19 protein-coding genes are annotated in these 19,659 nt (G+C 41.9%); 18 read left to right on the top strand and 1 reads right to left on the bottom strand.

What is annotated here, in order from left to right; all coding sequences use genetic code 11:
- Positions 1-151: 151 nt before the first annotated feature.
- Genes QZN42_RS01130 through QZN42_RS01140 form a run of 3 tightly spaced genes read left to right on the top strand, consistent with a single transcriptional unit; the run spans position 152 to position 3,150 of the window.
- Complete coding sequence (locus QZN42_RS01130; protein WP_296953840.1) at positions 152-499, top strand: ComF family protein; 348 nt, start codon at positions 152-154, stop codon at positions 497-499.
- Positions 500-548: 49 nt separating this feature from the next.
- The gene (locus QZN42_RS01135; RefSeq protein ID WP_296953841.1) at positions 549-1,748 is read left to right on the top strand and encodes a hypothetical protein; all 1,200 of its coding nucleotides are present in this window, start codon (positions 549-551) and stop codon (positions 1,746-1,748) included.
- A 7-nt stretch (positions 1,749-1,755) separates the two neighbouring features.
- Positions 1,756-3,150: a glycosyl hydrolase family 18 protein gene (locus tag QZN42_RS01140; RefSeq protein ID WP_296953842.1), complete on the top strand. Its 1,395-nt coding sequence runs from the start codon at positions 1,756-1,758 to the stop codon at positions 3,148-3,150.
- A 188-nt stretch (positions 3,151-3,338) separates the two neighbouring features.
- On the opposite strand, the gene QZN42_RS01145 is transcribed toward QZN42_RS01140, so the two are convergent.
- Positions 3,339-3,962 carry an HD-GYP domain-containing protein gene (locus QZN42_RS01145; protein WP_296953844.1) on the bottom strand — a complete coding sequence of 208 codons (624 nt, stop codon included), beginning with the start codon at positions 3,960-3,962 and terminating at the stop codon, positions 3,339-3,341.
- Between the two features lie 352 nt (positions 3,963-4,314).
- Here QZN42_RS01145 and QZN42_RS01150 point away from each other — a divergent pair, with 352 nt between their 5' ends.
- The 15 genes from QZN42_RS01150 (at position 4,315) to QZN42_RS01220 (ending at position 19,639) form a co-directional block, all read left to right on the top strand.
- Entirely contained in the window at positions 4,315-5,025 is a 711-nt protein-coding gene (locus tag QZN42_RS01150; RefSeq protein ID WP_296953846.1) for an MBL fold metallo-hydrolase, read from the top strand.
- Positions 5,025-5,324, top strand: coding sequence for a hypothetical protein (locus QZN42_RS01155; protein WP_296953848.1), 300 nt, complete (start codon positions 5,025-5,027; stop codon positions 5,322-5,324). The genes QZN42_RS01150 and QZN42_RS01155 overlap by 1 nt, the downstream gene beginning before the upstream one ends.
- 341 nt (positions 5,325-5,665) lie before the next feature.
- Entirely contained in the window at positions 5,666-7,240 is a 1,575-nt protein-coding gene (rny, locus tag QZN42_RS01160; RefSeq protein WP_296953850.1) for a ribonuclease Y, read from the top strand.
- A 134-nt stretch (positions 7,241-7,374) separates the two neighbouring features.
- Positions 7,375-8,562, top strand: coding sequence for a S1C family serine protease (locus QZN42_RS01165; protein WP_296953852.1), 1,188 nt, complete (start codon positions 7,375-7,377; stop codon positions 8,560-8,562).
- Positions 8,562-9,041, top strand: a complete 480-nt coding sequence (gene rlmH, locus QZN42_RS01170) for a 23S rRNA (pseudouridine(1915)-N(3))-methyltransferase RlmH (protein ID WP_296953854.1) — start codon at positions 8,562-8,564, stop codon at positions 9,039-9,041. The genes QZN42_RS01165 and rlmH overlap by 1 nt, the downstream gene beginning before the upstream one ends.
- 161 nt (positions 9,042-9,202) lie before the next feature.
- Positions 9,203-9,760, top strand: coding sequence for a CBS domain-containing protein (locus QZN42_RS01175; protein WP_296953856.1), 558 nt, complete (start codon positions 9,203-9,205; stop codon positions 9,758-9,760).
- 127 nt (positions 9,761-9,887) lie between these two features.
- Positions 9,888-11,234 (top strand): TrkH family potassium uptake protein, encoded by a 1,347-nt coding sequence (locus tag QZN42_RS01180; RefSeq protein ID WP_296953858.1) that lies wholly within the window; start codon positions 9,888-9,890, stop codon positions 11,232-11,234.
- An 11-nt stretch (positions 11,235-11,245) separates the two neighbouring features.
- A complete protein-coding gene (locus tag QZN42_RS01185; protein ID WP_296953859.1) occupies positions 11,246-11,908 on the top strand; it encodes a TrkA family potassium uptake protein in 663 nt (220 codons plus the stop codon).
- A 243-nt stretch (positions 11,909-12,151) separates the two neighbouring features.
- Positions 12,152-13,411, top strand: coding sequence for a UDP-N-acetylglucosamine 1-carboxyvinyltransferase (murA, locus tag QZN42_RS01190; RefSeq protein ID WP_296953861.1), 1,260 nt, complete (start codon positions 12,152-12,154; stop codon positions 13,409-13,411).
- On the top strand, positions 13,389-14,483 hold the full coding sequence (locus QZN42_RS01195) for a rod shape-determining protein (RefSeq protein ID WP_296953863.1): 1,095 nt from the start codon (positions 13,389-13,391) through the stop codon (positions 14,481-14,483). Before murA ends, QZN42_RS01195 begins: the two co-directional genes overlap by 23 nt.
- Before the next feature lie 82 nt (positions 14,484-14,565).
- A complete protein-coding gene (locus QZN42_RS01200; protein ID WP_296953865.1) occupies positions 14,566-14,961 on the top strand; it encodes a hypothetical protein in 396 nt (131 codons plus the stop codon).
- Between the two features lie 114 nt (positions 14,962-15,075).
- A complete protein-coding gene (locus QZN42_RS01205; RefSeq protein WP_296953867.1) occupies positions 15,076-16,911 on the top strand; it encodes a SpoIVB peptidase S55 domain-containing protein in 1,836 nt (611 codons plus the stop codon).
- A gap of 42 nt (positions 16,912-16,953) precedes the next feature.
- Complete coding sequence (locus tag QZN42_RS01210; RefSeq protein WP_296953869.1) at positions 16,954-17,715, top strand: ABC transporter permease; 762 nt, start codon at positions 16,954-16,956, stop codon at positions 17,713-17,715.
- 8 nt (positions 17,716-17,723) lie between these two features.
- A complete protein-coding gene (locus tag QZN42_RS01215) occupies positions 17,724-18,485 on the top strand; it encodes an ABC transporter ATP-binding protein (protein ID WP_296953871.1) in 762 nt (253 codons plus the stop codon).
- Entirely contained in the window at positions 18,482-19,639 is a 1,158-nt protein-coding gene (locus tag QZN42_RS01220; RefSeq protein WP_296953873.1) for an MlaD family protein, read from the top strand. Before QZN42_RS01215 ends, QZN42_RS01220 begins: the two co-directional genes overlap by 4 nt.
- Positions 19,640-19,659: the final 20 nt, after the last annotated feature.

Genomic DNA, 19,659 nt, shown 5'->3' on the forward strand with positions numbered 1-19,659 from the left:
AAAAGGATGTTATACACTGTGCTTTTATAATGAACCAATACGTAAATGTATTATTCAACTGAAATATAATGACAGAACAGAGAGGAAGAGAGCGTTTTCCAGTCTTTTAAATAGATTTCCCTATTGGGAAAGACTTAAAGAATATGATATCGTGATTCCCATACCTCTCTCAAAAAAGAAAATGAGACTTCGCGGCTACAATCAGGTTGATCTGATTTTTGAAAAATGGATGAAACGACAGGGAAAGACCTATCTTCCCGACGGGTTGAAAAGAATTCGTACCGCCCAAACGCAGTCGCTCCTTTCCAGGGAGGAAAGACAGCAAAACACGAAAGGTGTATTCTGGATTAACCATAATTATGATATTACCGGAAAGAAAATCCTTATCGTAGACGATATTTATACTACCGGCGCAACCATGAACGCGGCAGCGGAGGAATTGATCCGTGCCGGGGCAAAAGAAGTATTCGGTCTGACCATTGCCAGCGGTGCCTGGTAAATTCATGGATATTTTAAAACTGTAGACTGATATAAAGAGGTGAAAGAGCATGAGAACGGTTTATACGGAACAGGCGAAGCGTACCGTAACTGAATTATGGAAGCAGTATCTTTTAACTGCTGTGGCAGGAGATATTCTCATGGGTGAGATTTCTGACCATCTGTATGTGGAAGATATTGATTTTAAAGGGCTGGCAGAGAAAAGAGGAGAAGAGTATCTCGCCTCGGCAGTTGTTGAAACTGCGTTTGGTGATACGATTGAAGATGCGGTCAGCCAACTGATGTATAACAAGGAGGAAATGAAACCCTATTCAGAACTTCTTGACTTCATGGATCCGGCGGAACTGGAAGATTGTCTTCTTTCCTATATCGCCTCGCATATCACAAGATATTCACCGTCAGCTGTAAAGGATAATCCTTATTTCCGCAATATTCGAGTCAGAGGGAAGACAGCCTGCGGCAGGATTGCATTGACTGAAAATGATTATCTGCCGGGGGAATTTATCCAGACCTATAATGGTATGTTTAATAGAAATGACCCGTTTGCCTATTGCGAAGCCGGTTATTTTGATGGCAGAATCCGATTCCCTGTTCTTCTTGAAAATGGAAATGTTTGGATGAGTATTGTCCTGAGTGAAATACAGTCCATGGCCTTACCGATAGAAAGAGCGTCCGGGAAGGTTATTACTTACGGTTTGGGGCTTGGCTACTATGTTTATATGGTTACATCCAAACCGGATGTGGAATCCATTACGGTCATTGAAAAAAATCCGGATGTAATTACACTCTTCAGAAAAAATCTGATGCCCCAGTTTCCTAATAAAGAAAAAATCCGGATTATCGAAGGGGATGCATTTGAATTCGTTAGAAAACAACAGGATGGTGAATTTAATTATGCATTCAGTGACTTCTGGGGCGGTTTTTATGATGGATTGGAATTGTATCTCCAATTTGCTTCAGAAGCAGCCAGATTTGTTAATACCATTCATGATTTCTGGATAGAAAGCTGTTTTGCGGACTTCTTTTTCCGCCCGGCCATGATGCAGTTTTTAATGGAAGCGATTTTAAAGAAGAAAATCCGTATTACTGACCAGGGGAAAAAAGTCAGGAGAATCCAGAAAAATTTTATTGATTTTTTATGTAATGAACAACTTTCATTTAGAAATACGGATGAAATTGTTCAGCTGCTTGATTATTCTTCCCTGATTCCACTGATGAGAAAGTTCGCCGTTTACTGCAGGCATAGATGAGGAAAATATGTTTAAAAAGATAGCAACTCTTCTGGGAATTCTCCTGCTCCTTTTTTCGGTCGTTGAGGCATCGGAACCTCTTTTATTAAAAGTTAAGGGAATCAAAGGCAGTCCTGTCGCCTTTGATGTGGATGGAACTGTCTATATGGAGCCTTCTTTTCTGGAAAAAGGCGGGATAGTGAAAATCCTTTGGGAAAACGAAAAACTGTATATCATTCCCGAAGGATTTACCAGCAGTGAAAAGGTGGAAATCCCTTTTAGTACAGTTAACGGTACCTCCTGCATTGACTTTTCTTATTTTTGTGAACCGACTGGTTTTAGCTATTCTTATAAAAAGGATAAACAGAAAATTTCTATTAAAAAGACGGATTTTGAAAGGAAAAAGAAAAACAGGGCCGGAAAGCGGAATTCTGATTCCACCAGGCCCCTGATTTTATGGGACCCTGTTCATTTATATACGTCTGAAAGTGCAGGCTTTAAAAAGACTTCCGGTTTTCGTATCCTGTCACCGGAGTGGGGATGTTATGACAGATTCGATACAATCATTCCGTTGAAAAATTTCTCCTACCTGAAAACAGCAAAAGACAATGAAATAGCAGTGATGCCGCTTGTTCATAATAACTTTAACCCTCCAGCCACTTCATCATTTCTGCATGATGAAAGAAAACAGGAAGAAGTGATTTCCCGGATGGCTTCTGTGGCTAGGGTGTATGGTCTGTATGGATATAATATAGATTTTGAGAATATGAATCCTGACGATAAGGACAGATTTACCGCTTTTGTAAAAAAACTGTCTGAGGCTCTTCATAAGGATGGAAAGGTCCTTACCGTGGATATTACTGTCTATAATGAATCAGCTCCTTACTGGAGCCTTTGTTATGACAGAAAAGCGTTGGCCGGGTTCTGTGACTATGAAATTGTCATGGGCTATGATGAGACGCCAAGAATCAGTCAACATGCCGGTTCGGTTTCTTCCTGGAATTGGCTGAATAAAAATCTGAATCAGCTTTTGACGATGGTTCCATCTGAAAAACTGGTTCTGGGCCTCCCATTTTATACGCGTATTTATGAAGGGAAACCGGGTTCAGTTAAATCCCGGGTGCTGCAGATGAAAGATCAGTCTTTGATGATTGCCAGATATCATTTAAAGCCGGTATGGCATTCGTCAGAAAAGCAATTTGTTGCGGAATGGAAGCATAATGGCCGTCCGCAAAAGGTATGGCTTGAAGAAAGAAAATCTCTTGCGGCTAAAGTAGAACTTGTCAGTAAGTATGGACTTGGCGGACTGGCTTTCTGGCGATATGGTTTTGAAATGCCTTCTATTTATAGTGATATAGAGACAGTGCTTGAAAATTCCGGTACTATGGAAGAAGTTCCAACGAAGGGGGACAAGAGCGACTAAGCATTGTTATGTGTACGGCTCCCAGAACAAGAGAGCTCAGGCAAAAGTGAAGAACAGTCAGCAGCAGATATTGGAAAAAGTCAGGAACATTAATAATAAACGATATGATATTTCGCAAAATTTCCCCCTTTTTCAATATTAGAAAAATCCTGTCCTTATAATTTAAGGGCAGGATTTTTATTCGTAAATTATCTGGTAATAGAATTACTGTGTAAAATCACCTTTAAAAATGCCGAGATGACTTCAGGATCAAAAAGAATTCCGGAGCCGGTCATGATATCTCTGGTCAATTCCTTAATGGATTTCATCTTAAAATCAGGTGACGAATAAATCGTATTGTCATAGTAACTGGCAACAGATATAATTCTGGCGCCTAAAGGGATATTTACGTTTTTCAAGTGCTTTGGATAGCCGGTTCCATCCCATCGTTCGTGATGAGAACGGATGTAAGGAAGAAGATCCTGACAGCCTGGAATGGATTCCAGCATGTTGGCGCCCAGTTCTGGATGTTTTTTATAAAGGGATAATTCCCTTCTTGACAGGTAAGGTACTTTTGCCAATATATGGTTGGGAATGCATAACAATCCGATATCGTGCAATAATCCGGCATAACGGATAAGCATGATTTCGTTGGAAGGAAGTCTCATATATACAGCCGTAGCACCCGCATAATTGGAAACCCGGACAGAATGATCATATAATTCCTGTGATTTTAATCGCAATAGTTCAGAGAAACTGGTGACGATTGAATCCAGTATATTTTGTGTATCCCGAAAAGTTCCGGGACTTTGAAACAGAGATGAGCTGTACATATAAAGCTCCTGATTTTAAATAAACAAACACTGTCTGCCGGGAAATTATACGGCAGCCGGGAAATGATTTCGTAAAAATAGAAGGCGCAAAGAGTCACCGACATAAAACCGATCTAGTAAAATTTTCGGAAACCCATAAGCATGTCAGCAGTTACAATGATATTTTACCCAAGTCAGAGAGAAAGGTCAAAGGAATATTCATTCGCTCTTTGGAGGAGAAATATACTATGACAGGCAACCCTTATGTTATAATCATTATACAGTTTATCCTTTAAATAATCATCTCAGTTAAAATTTATAGTCCCATAAAAAATGATGATACAAATACAAGTTCTATCTCAGGAGGAAGGAAATGAAACCATTTATAATTCACTTTTTGCATCATAGCGGTTTTATAGTGGAAACTGACCGGATAGTACTTGTTTTTGATTATTACAGGGATCCTTTACATGTTCTTGAAAGTATTCTTTCTGAACAGGAAACAATAAATAAAGCGGTTTATTTCTTTGTCAGCCATGTTCATGGGGATCATTTCAATCCGGAAATCAGAATGTATGAAGAAAAGGCAGCAGCCTATTTCATGCATGAGGATTGTCATATGCCCCTGAACAATGGGGAAAAATGTCATCTCATGAAACCGGAAGATTCTTTTGATGGAGATGATTTTTCCGTTAAAATGTATGGCTCCACCGATGCGGGAGGTTCTTTTATGGTCCGGTTGGGAGATAAAACCATATATCATGCTGGAGATCTGAACTGGTGGCACTGGGCCGGTGAACCGGATGATAATAATCGGGAAGCAGCAGAATTATTTTTCAAGGAACTTGAAAAAATTGAAGAAACCCGGGTGGATCTCGCTTTCCTGCCGGTTGATTACCGACAGCAGGTTGCCAGGGAATGGGGTGTCAGGCAGTATCTGGAGAAAATGAATATTGAGGTTCTGGTACCAATGCATTATTTTGGTACGCCATGGATTCCATCTTATGACTTTCGGTGGCATCATAGGGATCAGAAAATATGGATTCCTCAGGCTGATGGTGATAAGTTTAGAGGTGAATGGTAATGGCCTCTTCCTGGCTCTATGCACTTCCGGTTTATCTTACAGGGAGATTTATCCTTCAGTTGATTCCGCTGATGTTTTATGTGCCTGCGATATACAGCATTAATCTTGCCGTCGCATTTGTTTCATGTTTTATTTTCAAATCCGGATCAAAAAAGTCTTTCCCTATAAATATGGGGTTGATAATGATTCTTACGGCTTTAGAAATCCTTTGTGATCTGGATATTTTGTCGGGCCTCTTTTCCTGGTGTATATTTGCTGCATTCATTGCTTTTTCAATTCTGGGCAGTCGTTGGGAATAATTGAAATTCATGCAGGCGGATATACTTTATTTTCTCTTTTAAGTATAATAAAAACCTTGGGCAGGTCTGTTTCTATTGTCCTTGACAATATTTTGTAAAAATTTTAGAATTAATTCAGGTGCTGGACCAAGTGAACATTCCTTTAATGGATTGATTCTGACTTATATATAGATGCTCCTTGGAGACATGGTGTCATGGCTTGGGAGCTTTCATTGTAATGAACGGAAATATTTCCGTATAGAGGAAAATCCATCTGCTTCGGCCTTAGCATCCCCGCAGGGAGATGCTTTTTATAGTTACTGAAATGATTTTAAAACCAAAAGAAGAAAGAGGTGAATCGTTTGACACTGGATGAAGTTTTACTTTATGTAATTATCGGCTGTATTATTGCAGTGGTTATTGGGGCAGGTATTGGTTATATCCTTAGAAAACGAATTGCGGAGGCCAGAATTGGTTCTGCAGAGGAAAAGGCACGCCAGATTGCCGATGATGCTCAGAAAATGATTGATTCTGCATCTCGTGAGGCTGAAACGTTAAAGAAGGAAGCCCTGGTACAGACTCGTGAGGAAATTCATAAGCTTCGCGAAGATGTTGAACAGGAAAATAAGCAGCGCAGGGATGAACTGCAGAAGTATGAACAACGCCTTGTCCAGAAAGAGAATAATCTTGACTGGAGGAGTGGAAATCTGGAACAAAGAGAATCCCAGTTAGATAAAAAAGAGAACCAGATTAAATCCCAGAAGGAAAAACTCAATCAGCTGTACGATGAGCAGCAGAACAAATTAGAAGAAATTTCACAACTTTCTGTGGAACAGGCTAAAGAAATGATTTTGGGCCGCGTAGATGAAGAGCTTACTCATGAAAAGGCTATTCGTATCCGGGATGCTGTTGAGGAGGCAAAAAATACTGCTGATATCAGAGCCAGGGAAATTATTGCTTCTGCTATTCAGCGCAATGCTGCCGATACGGTATCTGAAACCACGGTTTCTGTCGTATCTCTGCCAAATGAAGAAATGAAAGGCCGGATAATTGGTCGTGAAGGTAGAAATATTCGGGCTATTGAAACATTGACAGGCGTAGATCTCATTATTGATGACACTCCCGAAGCGGTTATTCTTTCCTGCTTTGATCCGATCCGACGTGAAATAGCAAGGCTGGCTCTTGAAAGCCTGGTCAAAGACGGAAGAATCCACCCGGCACGAATTGAAGAAATCGTGGCAAAGACGAAGAAAGATGTAGAAAAAGCAATTCGCGAAGCCGGTGAACAAGCGGTCATGGAATGCGGTATCCGAGGCATGAATCCGGATCTGATAAAAATTCTTGGCAGGTTGAAATATAGGACCAGCTATGGTCAGAATGTCCTGCAGCACTCTATTGATACTTCTTATTTTGCTGGCATACTTGCCGGTGAAGTTGGGGCTGATGTAGAACTTGCAAAACGGGCCGGTCTTCTTCATGATATAGGCAAAGCAGTGGACCGTGAACAGGAAGGTACACATGTAGAACTGGGTGTGGAACTGGCCCAGAAATTCCATGAAGCCCCGCAAATCATCAATACGATTGCTTCTCATCATGGAGACACTGAAGCCACCTGTGTGGAAGCTGTGCTTGTGGCAGCTGCTGATGCCATTTCAGCGGCACGTCCGGGAGCACGCCGCGAAACGCTTGAAAATTATATCAAGCGCCTGACGAAGCTTGAAGATATCGCAAAATCCTTCCCGGGGGTTGCCAGCTGTTATGCAATTCAGGCAGGCAGGGAACTTCGCGTAATTGTCAAGCCGGAAAAAATTACTGAAGATCAGACTACCATTCTGGCTCATGATATTTCCCAGAGGATTGAAAAGGAACTTCAATATCCTGGTCAGGTAAAAGTTGTCGTTATCCGTGAAACAAGAGCTACTGATTTTGCAAAATAACATACTGTGCAAAAAGATTTTATCCATCTCAACAGATGGGTAAAATCTTTTTCCTTTTATGGGATTATGCTATAATTTTATAAACACATTAAAATAATCTGTCCTTGGGGCAGGGAAAGATACGAGGTTTATCAATGGATAGAGAAGATCTGGATAAACAGCTGAAAGAACATGGGGAAAACATGAATTTTGTCAGTTCCGACCATCACAAAGGAAAAGTGAAAATTGCTGCTTTGGCTCTTGCTCTCCTGGTCATCGGGGGCGCTGGTGGCTGCTTCTTTGGCGATTTTAAAACGGAAAATAAAAATCAGGGTGCTTCGTCTTCCTATCAGCTTCCTGCTCAGGAAGGAAAGAAGCTCCAGGAGCTGCCTGCTATAAGAAATACCGCAGTCGTTCAGGCGGTCAAGGAAGTCGGACCGGCAGTAGTAGGTATTACTACCAGGGTTTACGATAGAGATATTTTTAACCGCCGTGTGGAAGTGGGGCATAGCGTAGGATCCGGAGTCATTTTTGATAAAAAAGGATATATTGTTACTAATAATCATGTAGTGTCTGGAAGCAAAGATGTCAATGTCAGTCTGTCTAACGGGACTACAGTTCCTGGCAAAGTTGTTGGTACAGATGCATCGACTGACCTGGCTGTAGTGAAAATTGAGGAAAATGACAACCTGCCGGTTGCCCAGTTTGGAGATTCCGATGCACTGCAGGTTGGTGAAACAGCTATTGCTATCGGTAATCCGCTGGGTCTTGAATTCCAGGGGACGGTCACAGTAGGTGTAATCAGTGCGCTCAACAGGAGTCTTGACAACATTGACCAGCGTTTCAAGCTGATTCAGACGGATGCTGCCATCAATCCGGGAAATTCCGGCGGTGCCCTGGTTACGGCTGATGCGAAAGTTGTAGGTATAAACAGTGCTAAGATTGCCAAAGAAGGCGTAGAAGGTATGGGATTTGCCATTCCGGTTAATTCTGCCAAGGGCATTATCAGACAACTTATTGATAATGGCAGGGTTGTCCGGGCTTATCTTGGCGTATATGCGGCGGATAAGGATATCGCCATGAGGTATGGTTATAACTGGGATCATGAACATGGTGTCCTTGTCATGAAGATTGCTTCCCGGAGTCCTTTGAGTCTTACAGAGATCCGTCCTGGCGATTATATTATGGCCATTGATGGAAAAGCTTTTGATACGGTCAAGGCCATGCGGGAAATACTGGACAATCATAAGCCGGGAGACAGGATTACGCTGACCTATGAACATAATGGCAGGGAGGAAAAGACAGAAGTGCTTCTTGCTGCAGCACCGGAGAGCAATAAATAATGAAATTTACCATTCTGGCCATTGGCAAAATCAAGGAAAAATGGATGCGGGACGGTATTAGTGAATATGTGAAACGGATTGCCCCCATGGCTAAAATAGAATTCATTGTAAAAGATGAAGAAAAAATGCCTGAGCATCCTTCGCCGGCCCTCAAAGAAAAGGTTATGGAGGAAGAGGGTGAAAAGCTTCTTAAATATCTGAAAGGTGATGATTTCCTGATTCTTTTGGACCTAAAAGGAAATCCTCTTACCTCAGAAGGCCTGGCGGAAGTCCTCCAGAAAAAAATGGTGGGCGGGATCAGTCATTTTTCCTTTATGATTGGAGGACCTTTCGGAAATGGTGAAAATATCCGTAAAAGGGCTGATCTTAAGATTTCCATCAGTGCTATGACCTTTACTCATCAGATGGCAAGACTGATTTTGACTGAACAGCTTTATCGGGCCATGAAAATCATGAGACACGAGCCTTATCATTTATAATGGGAGCCCGAATATTTATATGAACAGGCCTGTATAAACCTGCAGATGATTTCATAAAATCATTTGCAGGTTTTTTGAAATTTCGTTAAAATATAAACAGGTAAGATGACCGTATATATCGATTGCTTCACATGTTTTTCTGTTGGAAGAGGGGATTGATCATGACTGCCAAATCGATGAAAGTCAAGGATTTCATGTCGAAATATGTGTTTACTGTGTCTGCGGATACCACTGTTCATGAGCTGGTAGGGCTTTTCATTACCCATCCGGTGAGTGCCATTCCTGTGGTAGGAGATGATAATGAACTTCTTGGCATTGTTTCCGAAGGGGATCTTTTATACAAAAAAGTAAATCCGAAAATTCCGCAATATGTGGATGTACTGGGAGGAAATCTGTATTATTGTGGTTTTGGACGGTATGAAAGGTCTTTTCGTAAACTTCTTGCTACCACTGCTTCGGAGATTATGACTAAAGATGTACGTTGTGTTACGTCAGATACAGATATGGAGACACTGACTACTCTGATGGTTGATGAACATTTAAAGACCGTACCGGTAGTTGAAAGAAAGAAAGTACCCAATTCCGATATCCAGCCGCCGGCCCGTCTGGTCGGTATTATTACCCGGCACGATATTCTGGGTGCTATTGCTGCCACAGAGGCAGAAGAGCTTCTTAAAAACCGGGAGCAGTTGGCTAAAGAAGGTTATCAGGACGAATGATAATGAATCTTTCCATTTTTAAATAAATAAAAAACTGCATGAGATCATGCAGTTTTTTATTTTGATTCTCCATTGTATAATATAGGAAACATGAATTTATATTCGCAGTACCGGCGCAAGGTAAAATATGTCCAGGGAAATAATTCACTTTCTGAATAAACTTCATAGAGGAGTTTTGATTTGCGGGGGATTTGCCCTTTTTATGCTGCTTGGGGCACTTCTTTTGATGCTGCCTTTTGCCCAATCTGGCACGAGAAGCATAAGTTTTATTGATGCTCTATTTATGTCAGTAAGTATTGTCAGTGTTACGGGTATGAGTATGTTTGATCTTGGGCGGGATTTCAGCCTTGCCGGTCAACTTATCATACTTTTTCTGATGCAGGTTGGCGGATTGGGGATAATGACCATTATGGCAATGGTCAGCATATCTACCGGGCGTAAAATAAGGCTGCAGGAAAGGCTGTTAATCAGGGATTCCTTCAATCTTCAATCTCCTTCCGGAATGGTTATGCTTGTTAAAAAGATTATATTATGGACTTTTACAGTAGAATTGATATCGGGAGTTCTCCTTTCTGTTTATTTTTGCTTCAAATTTGGATTAAAAGGAATTTACTTTGGGCTCTGGTATGCTGTTTCTTCTTTTACTACCTGTGGTCTCGATCTTATTGGTGAAAATATCGGCTTCCCCGGTATGGCAGCCGACAGTTTTGTAAGTACTGTTATTGTTGTCACTATGTTTTTGGGAGGCGTCGGTTTTCTTGCTTTAGATGATGTAATCAGGCACAGAAAATGGTCAAAACTTTCGTTTAATACTAAATTCGTGTTTACGCTGGAATTCATCCTCATTCTGTCAGGGGTTATTGTATTTTACCTGCTGGAAGGGGATAATCCGGCAACTCTTGGAAGGCTTGGAACTCTTGAAAAATGGCAGAGTGCCTTTTTTATGTCCCTATCATCTCGTCTGGCAGGTTTTGCTGTATTTGATATCCATTCCATGATGAATCCAACTGTACTCGTGGTTATGATGTTTATGTTTATTGGAGGTGCTCCTGTTTCTACTGGAGGCGGGATACGGACGACCACTATGGGTCTTTTAATTCTTTCCATGTTTGCATGGATTCGTGGCAGAAGAGAAGTTGTTATTTTTCACAAACAGATAGATCCCGGATGTCTTGTTAAAGCTTCTAATGTTTTTACTCTGGCGATGATATTAACTTTCTTTACAGCTTTTCTGATATTTCTGCTGGAACCAGCTGACTTTAATTTTGAAAATGCTCTTTTTGAGTCTGTATCGGCTTTCAGTACGGTGGGATTCAGTATGGGACTGACCGGGGAGTGGAATACATCATGCAAGATCGTACTGATTGTTGCTATGTATATAGGGCGAATAGGCGTAATGACGCTGGCGATTGCCTTCGCCGGTCATCATAATAGATTGATGAAATATCCAAAGGAAAATGTAGTCATAGGATAGAGGTTATTTATATGGGACAGAAACTTCAGTTTTTTGTTGCCGGTTTGGGAAGATTCGGAAAAAGTGTTGCTGTAACACTGGAAAAAATGGGCTATGATGTTATGGCCATGGATATTAATGAAGATGTCGTGCAGGATTTATCAGATACGCTGGGATACGTAGTTTGTGCAGATTGTTCGGATGAAAAGAATCTGACAGCCATTGGTGCCGGTAATGCAGATGTGGCGGTTGTTTCTCTTGGCGATTTATCAGCCAGTCTAATGACAACCTTGATCCTTAAAGATATGGGAGTTAAAAAGATAGTCGTTAAAGCTCTGGATCCACTCCATGGTAAAATGCTTCAGAAGATAGGGGCGGATAAAATCATATATTCGGAAAAGGAAATGGGAGTCCGGGTAGCGCATAACCTGATTTCACCCGGGATTGTAGATTATATAGAAATGGAAAATAATATCACCATCCTTTCTATTCATGTTCCTTCCGATTGGATCGGCAAAAGTATACTTGATATCGATGTCCGCCGAAAATATAATATTACTGTTGCAGCTATTAAACGGAGAGGAGATATGTATGTCAATCCCAGACCGGATATGGAAATGACATCAGATGATATGCTGATTATTTTGGGAGACTCAGAAAGCGTTAAACGTGTTACGGAAAGTCTGGAACAATAACGAAATTTTCGAAATTTCCGGTTGGTGTCAGTTATTGGCACTCCAATAGGTCTTCTTGAAATCATATAGGATTTTTGCTATGATACGTATGATTCTATGATAGTGGGTTCTGAAACACTTTAAGTGGAAAAAATTATCAGATAAGATTAGAACTTGATTTAAAAATTTAAATAAGTAATGTAGATATCGTTACGTTAAAGCTGAACAGTCATATTGTAGTTTGAACAGTAGGAGTGATTCCTTTTGGAGAAATTAGTAATTCATGGCGGTCATCCACTTCGTGGACATGTTCGTGTATCCAGCGCAAAAAATGCGGTACTTCCTATTATCGTTGCCACATTGCTCCCGGATACGCCATCATCCATTGTAGATGCGCCAAACCTTGATGATGTAAGCACAATCTGCAGTGTTCTGGAGTCTTTGGGCGTCAAGGTTATAAAAGAAGATAATGTAATAACCTTTGACTCATCAATGCTGGAGAATACGGAAGCTTCTTATGAACTTATGAGTCGAATGAGGGCTTCTTTTCTGATCATGGGACCACTCCTTGCAAAGCGTGGGCATGCCAAAATTGCCTTGCCCGGAGGCTGCATGATAGGAAGCCGTCCTATTGATCTCCATCTCAAAGCTTTTGAAGCGTTAGGCGCTGAAATTAATGAAAGCAATGGTTATGTGGAAGGCTTTGCTCCCCATGGGCTTAAAGGCACTACTATTTATCTCGATTTCCCAAGTGTTGGAGCAACAGAAAATATCCTGATGGCTGCCGCTACGGCTGAAGGCAGGACGATTATAGAAAATGCGGCGGAAGAGCCCGAAATCGTTGACCTTGTTACTTTTTTAAATTCCATGGGTGCCAATATCAAAGGCGCGGGAACTAATGTTATTCGGGTCGAAGGCGTCAAGGAGCTGCAGGGAGTATCACATACTGTCATTCCAGATAGAATTGAGGCAGGAACTTTTATGATTGCTGCCGCTATGGCTGGTGGTGATGTGGTTGTTGATAATGTTCTTAAAGAACATTTAAAGCCACTTCTGGCTAAATTAAACGAGGCCGGGGTCAAAGTTATTACGGATATTGATAGTATCCGTGTGATTAGTGATGGGCATATTCGATCCACTGATATTAAAACACTTCCTTATCCCGGGTTTCCAACAGATTTACAAGCTCAATTTATGGCTTTAATGACTATAGGAAACGGGATTAGTCGTGTGACAGAAACAGTTTTTGAAAATCGTTTTATGCACGTAGGTGAATTGCAGCGAATGGGTGCTTCCATTATGGTGGAAGGCCGTTCTGCTATCGTCAGGGGAGTTCCATTCCTTACTGGCGCATTTGTACGTGCAACGGATTTACGCGCGGGTGCAGCCTTGACAATCGCTGGTCTGGCGGCACGTGGTGAAACAGAAATAGGCGAACTTCACCACATCGATCGTGGATATGATCACCTCGTTGAAAAACTGCAGGGGTTAGGAGCGGACATTGTCAGAGTCGACAGGGATTAATCTTATTTCCCGAAAATTCAGGATATCCAACCCAAATTCTCTCATGGATTGGATAGGTTCTTTCGGCACAGAAGATATCGGAGTAGATATAGGAACATCTAATACGGTCCTTTTTGTAAAACATAAAGGGCTGGTATTTCCAGAAGCTTCCGTGATAGCCAGAAATGATTTGACAAAAGAATATTTTGCCTTTGGAACAAAAGCAGAGGAAATGGAAGGGAAAACTCCATCAGCGGTCAGGGTTATCCGGCCAATGAAGCAGAGTGCAATTATTGATTATAGTGGTGCCGCCTATCTTCTGAACTGTATCGTTAATCATTCTTATTTAAAAGGACTCTTCTTTCATCCTCGTCTAATGATGTGTGTTCCTACTGGTATTAATGGTGTTCAGCGCAGGGCACTCCTTGAGGCGGCTGTTGCTATTGGAGCAAGAAAAACAGTCTTGATTGATCAGCCGATCGCGGCCATGATGGGAATTGGGATTGGGAAACAACCGAAAGAAGGAACCATGATTGTGGACCTCGGGGGAGGTTCTACCAAGATTGCAGTCTTGTCTAAACATGGTATTGTGGCTAGTCATTTTTCTATTGCCTCAGGTTCAGAAATGGATCAGGCAGTGCTTAATACGGTGAGGGATAGGTACCATATACTGATTGGACGCAAGTCGGCAGAGAGTCTTAAAATTGCTCTGGGGGCCCTGTGGGATTTGAAGAGTGGTCCACAAATTGCTGAGATAAGCGGATTATCTATTGTTTCAGGACTCCCTGTTAAAATGGCAGTAACAGGAGAAGATATTGCTCATGCAATCAATCCTGTTTTGTATAAAATATTTAAAGATATCCGGGATGTCCTCCAGCGGACTCCACCATCTCTTCTTCAAGCCATTAAGGAAGACGGAATTATCCTGGTAGGGGGAGGAGCTCAACTTCGCGGGATTGATAAACTTATTTCCCGTGTCATAGGGGTTCCTGCTTATGTTGCTGAAAGGCCGTCATATGTTAATGCAGTGGGAGCAGGTTCGGCCCTCGATTACATTAATGAATTTCGGGATTCTCTCCAGGATCTCCATTGAACAAAGTAAAAGGCAGCAGGAATGCTGTCTTTTACTTTGCCATAAACAAGAATTCAGGATATGAAAATATTATGCAAAAAATTTGAAGAACGAAAATATAGAAAGAATTATCAGGAAAATATTATTTAAGCGTGGTAAAATAAAAGCAAAACAACTATTTATTCGTCTTAATGACAGTGAGGTACTTATGAATAGAACAAAAATAATTGGATTGACCGCAGGAATTGCTGCATTGCTTGCAGGCAGTGCCGGGGCTGCAGAAATTTCTCAGAATGCTGTGATTTCAGGAATGGTCACTTCTGTAGTTGAAGCGAATGTCCACGTCAAGGAAGGACAGGTACTGGCTACAGTGGATTCACTGGTAGGGCCTGTGCCTGCGGCAAGGGCAGATTCAGATGGTTTGGTGAAGAAAGTGCTTGTTACTAAAGGACAGCAGATTGGCAAGTCAGACACTGTAGTTATTATTGAAACTGAATAGTTCAGGGAGCAGACAATGCATGTGATTTTGAAAAAGAACATTAAAAGACTGTGCATTTCTTTATTCCTGTCTTTAAATTTAATTGTTCCGGCTTCGGCAGCTGCTGAGGAATTTATGCCTCTTGCAGAAGTCCGGGAGGGCATGCATGGATATGCAAAAACGGTGATTCATGGCACCCGGATTGATACTTTTGACGTCGATGTACTTGGGATTATGAAAAACAAGGGCGCTGCCGGTGGTGATCTTGTGCTGGTGCGCGTTTCCGGACCTGTCATTGATGAGTCCGGCGGGATTGCTCAGGGGATGAGCGGAAGCCCTGTATATATAAATGGCAAACTTCTTGGGGCGATAGCTTATGGTTTCCCGCAGTCAGATGGCAGGATTGGCATGGTTACTCCAATTTCAGATATGCTTCGACTGTGGACTGTAGATAATAGCAGAGACAAGAATGTTTTGAATCATGCAGATGGATTTATTCCGCTGGAAACTCCAATCATGGCCTCAGGCTATACATCAAATGGCATGGCTTTCCTGACTGGTCAAATGAAAGATTTCAATATGGTACCCTGTTCAGCTGCTTCAACAATAGCGGATGACAGTCCATTTCCTCTGGAAGCAGGTGGATCCGTTTCTGCAACTCTTGTAACCGGGGATTTAAAACTTGGGGCGGTAGGGACTGTGACTTATGTAGATGATGACCATGTGGTAGCCTTTGGTCACCCTTTTATGAATAAAGGCAGTTCGCATTATTTTATGCACAATTCCTATATATTTACTGTTATACCCAGCAGAAATATTCCATTCAAACTTGGCTCAGTCGGAGCGGAAATTGGTACAATTACAGAAGACCGCGGAGCCGGTATAAGTGGAATTAACGGTAAAATTCCCCAATCCGTCCGGCTTCATGCCGAAGTGAATGATCTGGACACAGGGAAAACCGGAAACCTGAATGTACGAATGATACAGAACGAAGCGTTGCTGCCAATGCTTTCTTCTACATCTGTTTATAATAATGTCAGCAATACATTGGATAGGACTGGTGAGGGCACAATTTCTTTATCCTATACTCTATTCCCTGAGAATATGAAAAAGAAGCCTTTTACCCGCTCAAATATGTACTGGTCCTCCAAAGATATTGCCGCCAGAAGTGTAGATGAATTGTACAATGTGGTAAGGATTTTGGAACAGAACCGGTTTGAGCCATATAAGCTGCGGAATATTGCCGTTCATATGGATGTAACGCAGAATAGAAAAACTGCCAAACTTCTGGATGCATCTGCCGCTCCTACTGTGGTGAGTCCCGGTGACACTATTTATGTACGTGCCAGACTGGAACCCTGGCGTGGAGAAATCTTTTACAAAGAGTTGTCTTTCAAAGTCCCTGAGGACCAGCCTTTGGGAAATATGATTCTCGAAGTGAGAGGTGGAGGGGTGACACCACTTCCATATCTTCTCCAGCAGCAGAAATACAACCTTACCGATGAGATTCTTGAAAGACTCCGGAATTATGAGGATTTTGATGATCTTTTTGATAAACTTGAAAATGAAGACAAGAACAATCAGATTGTTGTTGAAATTCTGGACCCCAATGTCAGTATGATATCCAAGGATGAAAGCGATGGGGCTAAAGCGGAAATTCAGGATAAGCGTCCTTCAAAATCACCGGAATATCTGAAAGGAGAGTCAAAACCTGTAAGAGGAAACGATAAGGAAGATGATTCACCAAAGAGCAGGGTAGATACGAATTATGTCATTTATGGGGACGGGCAATTTACATTCCATGTTATGACCCCTGATGATAGAGATAGAGAATTAAAAAAATTATCACATTCTAATAAAAAGTTGTCAGCTGAAATGAAAGATAGTGAAAAGAATTCTTCATCTGGTGAATCAGAGAGAATTAAAGATTCAAAGCAAAATAATTCATCCGGTCCGATCAATAAAAATTAAAATCTCCGATTGATTTGTAAAAAATAGAAGGGAGGGGTATGCTTGGGGTTCTTGGAATTACTTGGCCATTATACTCTCAGCATTTTTCATCAGCTGGGAGCGGTTATACTGCTTTTGGTTCAGGCACTTAAAGAGTTGGGAAGTCTTCGCATTAATGAAACCTGTAAGCAGTGCCTTGCGCTAGGCGTACTTTCCTTTCCTATAGTGGCATTGACACTCCTTTTTACAGGAATGGTTCTTTCCGTGCAGATAGCAGGGGAACTGACCAAGTATGGTGCTGATTTTACAGTAGGCGCAATCGTGGCAATAGGTATTGGACGTGAATTGGGACCTGTATTGTGTGGTGTAGTACTTGCCGGCAGGGTGGGTGCTGCTATTACAGCAGAAATTGGCACTATGAGGGTAACTGAACAGATAGATGCCCTTCGTTGCATGGCAGTAAGTCCTGTGGGTTATCTCGTAGTTCCTCGTCTTCTTGCCTGTATGTGCATGCTTCCTCTCTTGAATGTATTTGGCGTTACCATTGGTGTTGGCGGAGGTATGATTGTGGCATCTTTATCTCACGGGGTTTCTTCCTATGTGTTTATGCATTCCATTCATACATTCTGCGTTCCATCTGATTTATACATTGGAGTCCTTAAATCTGTGGTCTTTGGCGCTATCGTGGCTCTTGTTGGTTGTGACAGAGGTATGACCTGTACAGCCGGAGCTGAGGGGGTAGGTAAAGCCACAACCCAGTCAGTCGTTTATTCCATCATTATGCTTTTTGCGGCAAATTATCTTCTTTCGTCGATACTCTTCTGAGGACTGTTATGATTGATATAAGACATGTATACCAGACCTTTGGTACGAGAAAAATCCTGAAGGACGTGAGCCTTACAATCAGGGATGGAGAAACTATGGTCATCCTGGGGGCTTCGGGTTCAGGAAAATCAACCCTTTTAAAACTGATTATCGGTCTCCTGAAACCTACTTCAGGAGAAGTTCTCGTTGATGGAAAAGATATGGCTCTTCTGAGCGAGGCAGAACTCAACCATGAGCGCCGCCATATGGGTTTTGTATTTCAATATTCTGCCCTTTTTGATTCGATGAATGTAAAAGAAAATGTGGCTTTTGGCCTTCGAATGCATACAAAACTTCCTGAAGGGGAAATAGACAGGATTGTCAAAGAAAAACTGCATCTGGTAGGACTTGATGGTATAGAAAACCTGATGCCTGCGAATCTTTCCGGCGGCATGAAAAAAAGGGTGAGTCTGGCCAGAGCTATAGCTCTGGAACCAAGGATTATTCTCTATGATGAGCCGACGGCCGGACTTGATCCTATTCGTTCCACCGATATCAGTTTATTGATTAAAAATACACAGAAAGCCATGCATGCAACAAGTGTCGTAGTTACCCACGATCTGAAGTCAGCTGAAATGATTGCTGACCGGATGGCTTTTCTATATAAAGGCTCTTTCCTGGCCATTGGCAGACCTGATGAATTGTATCAATCGAAGGATCAGAGAGTTCGACAGTTTATGGAGGGTCTGCCATCAGACCCGGATTTTTTGAAGGAAGGTGATGTTGGATGAAATGGTCTACTGAAGCGAAGGTAGGTGCTTTTTCATTAGCCGGAATCGTTTTGTTTGCATTGATCATCATCCAGCTCAGCAGTCTTGTTATATTTGGGAAAAGCGGCTTTCATGTGACAGGCTATTTTAAGGAGGCAGAAGGCATTGAACCGGGAAATCCTATCCACTATGCAGGTGTTGAAGTAGGAATGGTAGATGGTATTTCCGTAGAAAACGGGGAAGCCGTTCTAAAGCTCCGATTTTATAATGAAGCAAAAGTACCAAAGGATGCGGATTTTTCCATTCAGACCAGCAGTGTGATGGGCGGTCGGTTCGTAAAAGCTTCCGGTGGACATCAGGACAGGGGATACCTGTCTGACGGAATGACTGTGGAGGGGAAAGCGGTTCCCGGCATTGATCAGGCAATGGATAAAATGGATAAACTGATTAATTCTGCTCAGACCATGCTTGATGGAATTAATACGGTCGTAGGAGATCCTGCATCTCAGAAAAATGTGAGAAACAGTCTTAGTAATTTTGACGCCGTATCCCAGAACCTGGCTATCTTGACTGCTCAGGGGATACAGACGGCTAATGAAATCGAAGGCATTACTGCACAGATTAATTCCATGCTTTATCAGCTGAATGGGGATGGTAAAGCTGTGGCCGATGCAAGGCAGATTATGGATAATCTGGCAGTGGCATCGGAAAATGCAAAAGCTATTTCCAGTGATGCCAAAAATATTTCCGGAAAAATTAACGGAATTATGAGTGGAACAGGCGATTTGGGTATATCTGTTTCCGGAGAATTGTTATATAATACTAAGAAAGATGATTTTTCACCAAATCTGTCTCTCCGTTTTGGGAAAGACAGTTACGGAATTCTGGGGATAGAATCCGCAACCAATGATCCCGTGTATGATGCTATGTTTGGCCGAATGAGAGGGAGCTACGGCATTCATGCAGGGATTATCCGAAACAAGCTTGGCCTGGGAGCCGATTATGAGAAAGACAGATGGAAGTTTACAGCTGATTTGTTCGATCCGAATGATGTATCCATGAGGATTGGCGGAAAATATGCGCTGGATGATCATTTCTTTATTACCGGTCAGTCGATATTCCCACATCGCCGGAGAGGTGGCGGAGAATACTTCGGCGTCGGTTACAACTTTTGAATAAGAAGACATCTGTCTTA

Origin of the sequence: uncultured Dialister sp. (assembly GCA_900314595.1) — a bacterium.
GTDB lineage: Bacteria > Bacillota > Negativicutes > Veillonellales > Dialisteraceae > Dialister.

What these genes read in the sequence shown, in the direction of transcription:
- QZN42_RS01155 (WP_296953848.1), top strand. Translation starts at nt 5,025, where the DNA reads ATGGCCTCTTCCTGGCTCTATGCACTTCCGGTTTATCTTACAGGGAGA.
- QZN42_RS01215 (WP_296953871.1), top strand. Translation starts at nt 17,724, where the DNA reads ATGATTGATATAAGACATGTATACCAGACCTTTGGTACGAGAAAAATC.
- QZN42_RS01135 (WP_296953841.1), top strand. Translation starts at nt 549, where the DNA reads ATGAGAACGGTTTATACGGAACAGGCGAAGCGTACCGTAACTGAATTA.
- QZN42_RS01165 (WP_296953852.1), top strand. Translation starts at nt 7,375, where the DNA reads ATGGATAGAGAAGATCTGGATAAACAGCTGAAAGAACATGGGGAAAAC.
- QZN42_RS01185 (WP_296953859.1), top strand. Translation starts at nt 11,246, where the DNA reads ATGGGACAGAAACTTCAGTTTTTTGTTGCCGGTTTGGGAAGATTCGGA.
- QZN42_RS01150 (WP_296953846.1), top strand. Translation starts at nt 4,315, where the DNA reads ATGAAACCATTTATAATTCACTTTTTGCATCATAGCGGTTTTATAGTG.
- rlmH (WP_296953854.1), top strand. Translation starts at nt 8,562, where the DNA reads ATGAAATTTACCATTCTGGCCATTGGCAAAATCAAGGAAAAATGGATG.
- QZN42_RS01175 (WP_296953856.1), top strand. Translation starts at nt 9,203, where the DNA reads ATGACTGCCAAATCGATGAAAGTCAAGGATTTCATGTCGAAATATGTG.
- QZN42_RS01220 (WP_296953873.1), top strand. Translation starts at nt 18,482, where the DNA reads ATGAAATGGTCTACTGAAGCGAAGGTAGGTGCTTTTTCATTAGCCGGA.
- QZN42_RS01180 (WP_296953858.1), top strand. Translation starts at nt 9,888, where the DNA reads ATGTCCAGGGAAATAATTCACTTTCTGAATAAACTTCATAGAGGAGTT.
- QZN42_RS01140 (WP_296953842.1), top strand. Translation starts at nt 1,756, where the DNA reads ATGTTTAAAAAGATAGCAACTCTTCTGGGAATTCTCCTGCTCCTTTTT.
- QZN42_RS01205 (WP_296953867.1), top strand. Translation starts at nt 15,076, where the DNA reads ATGCCTCTTGCAGAAGTCCGGGAGGGCATGCATGGATATGCAAAAACG.
- QZN42_RS01145 (WP_296953844.1), bottom strand. Translation starts at nt 3,962, where the DNA reads ATGTACAGCTCATCTCTGTTTCAAAGTCCCGGAACTTTTCGGGATACA.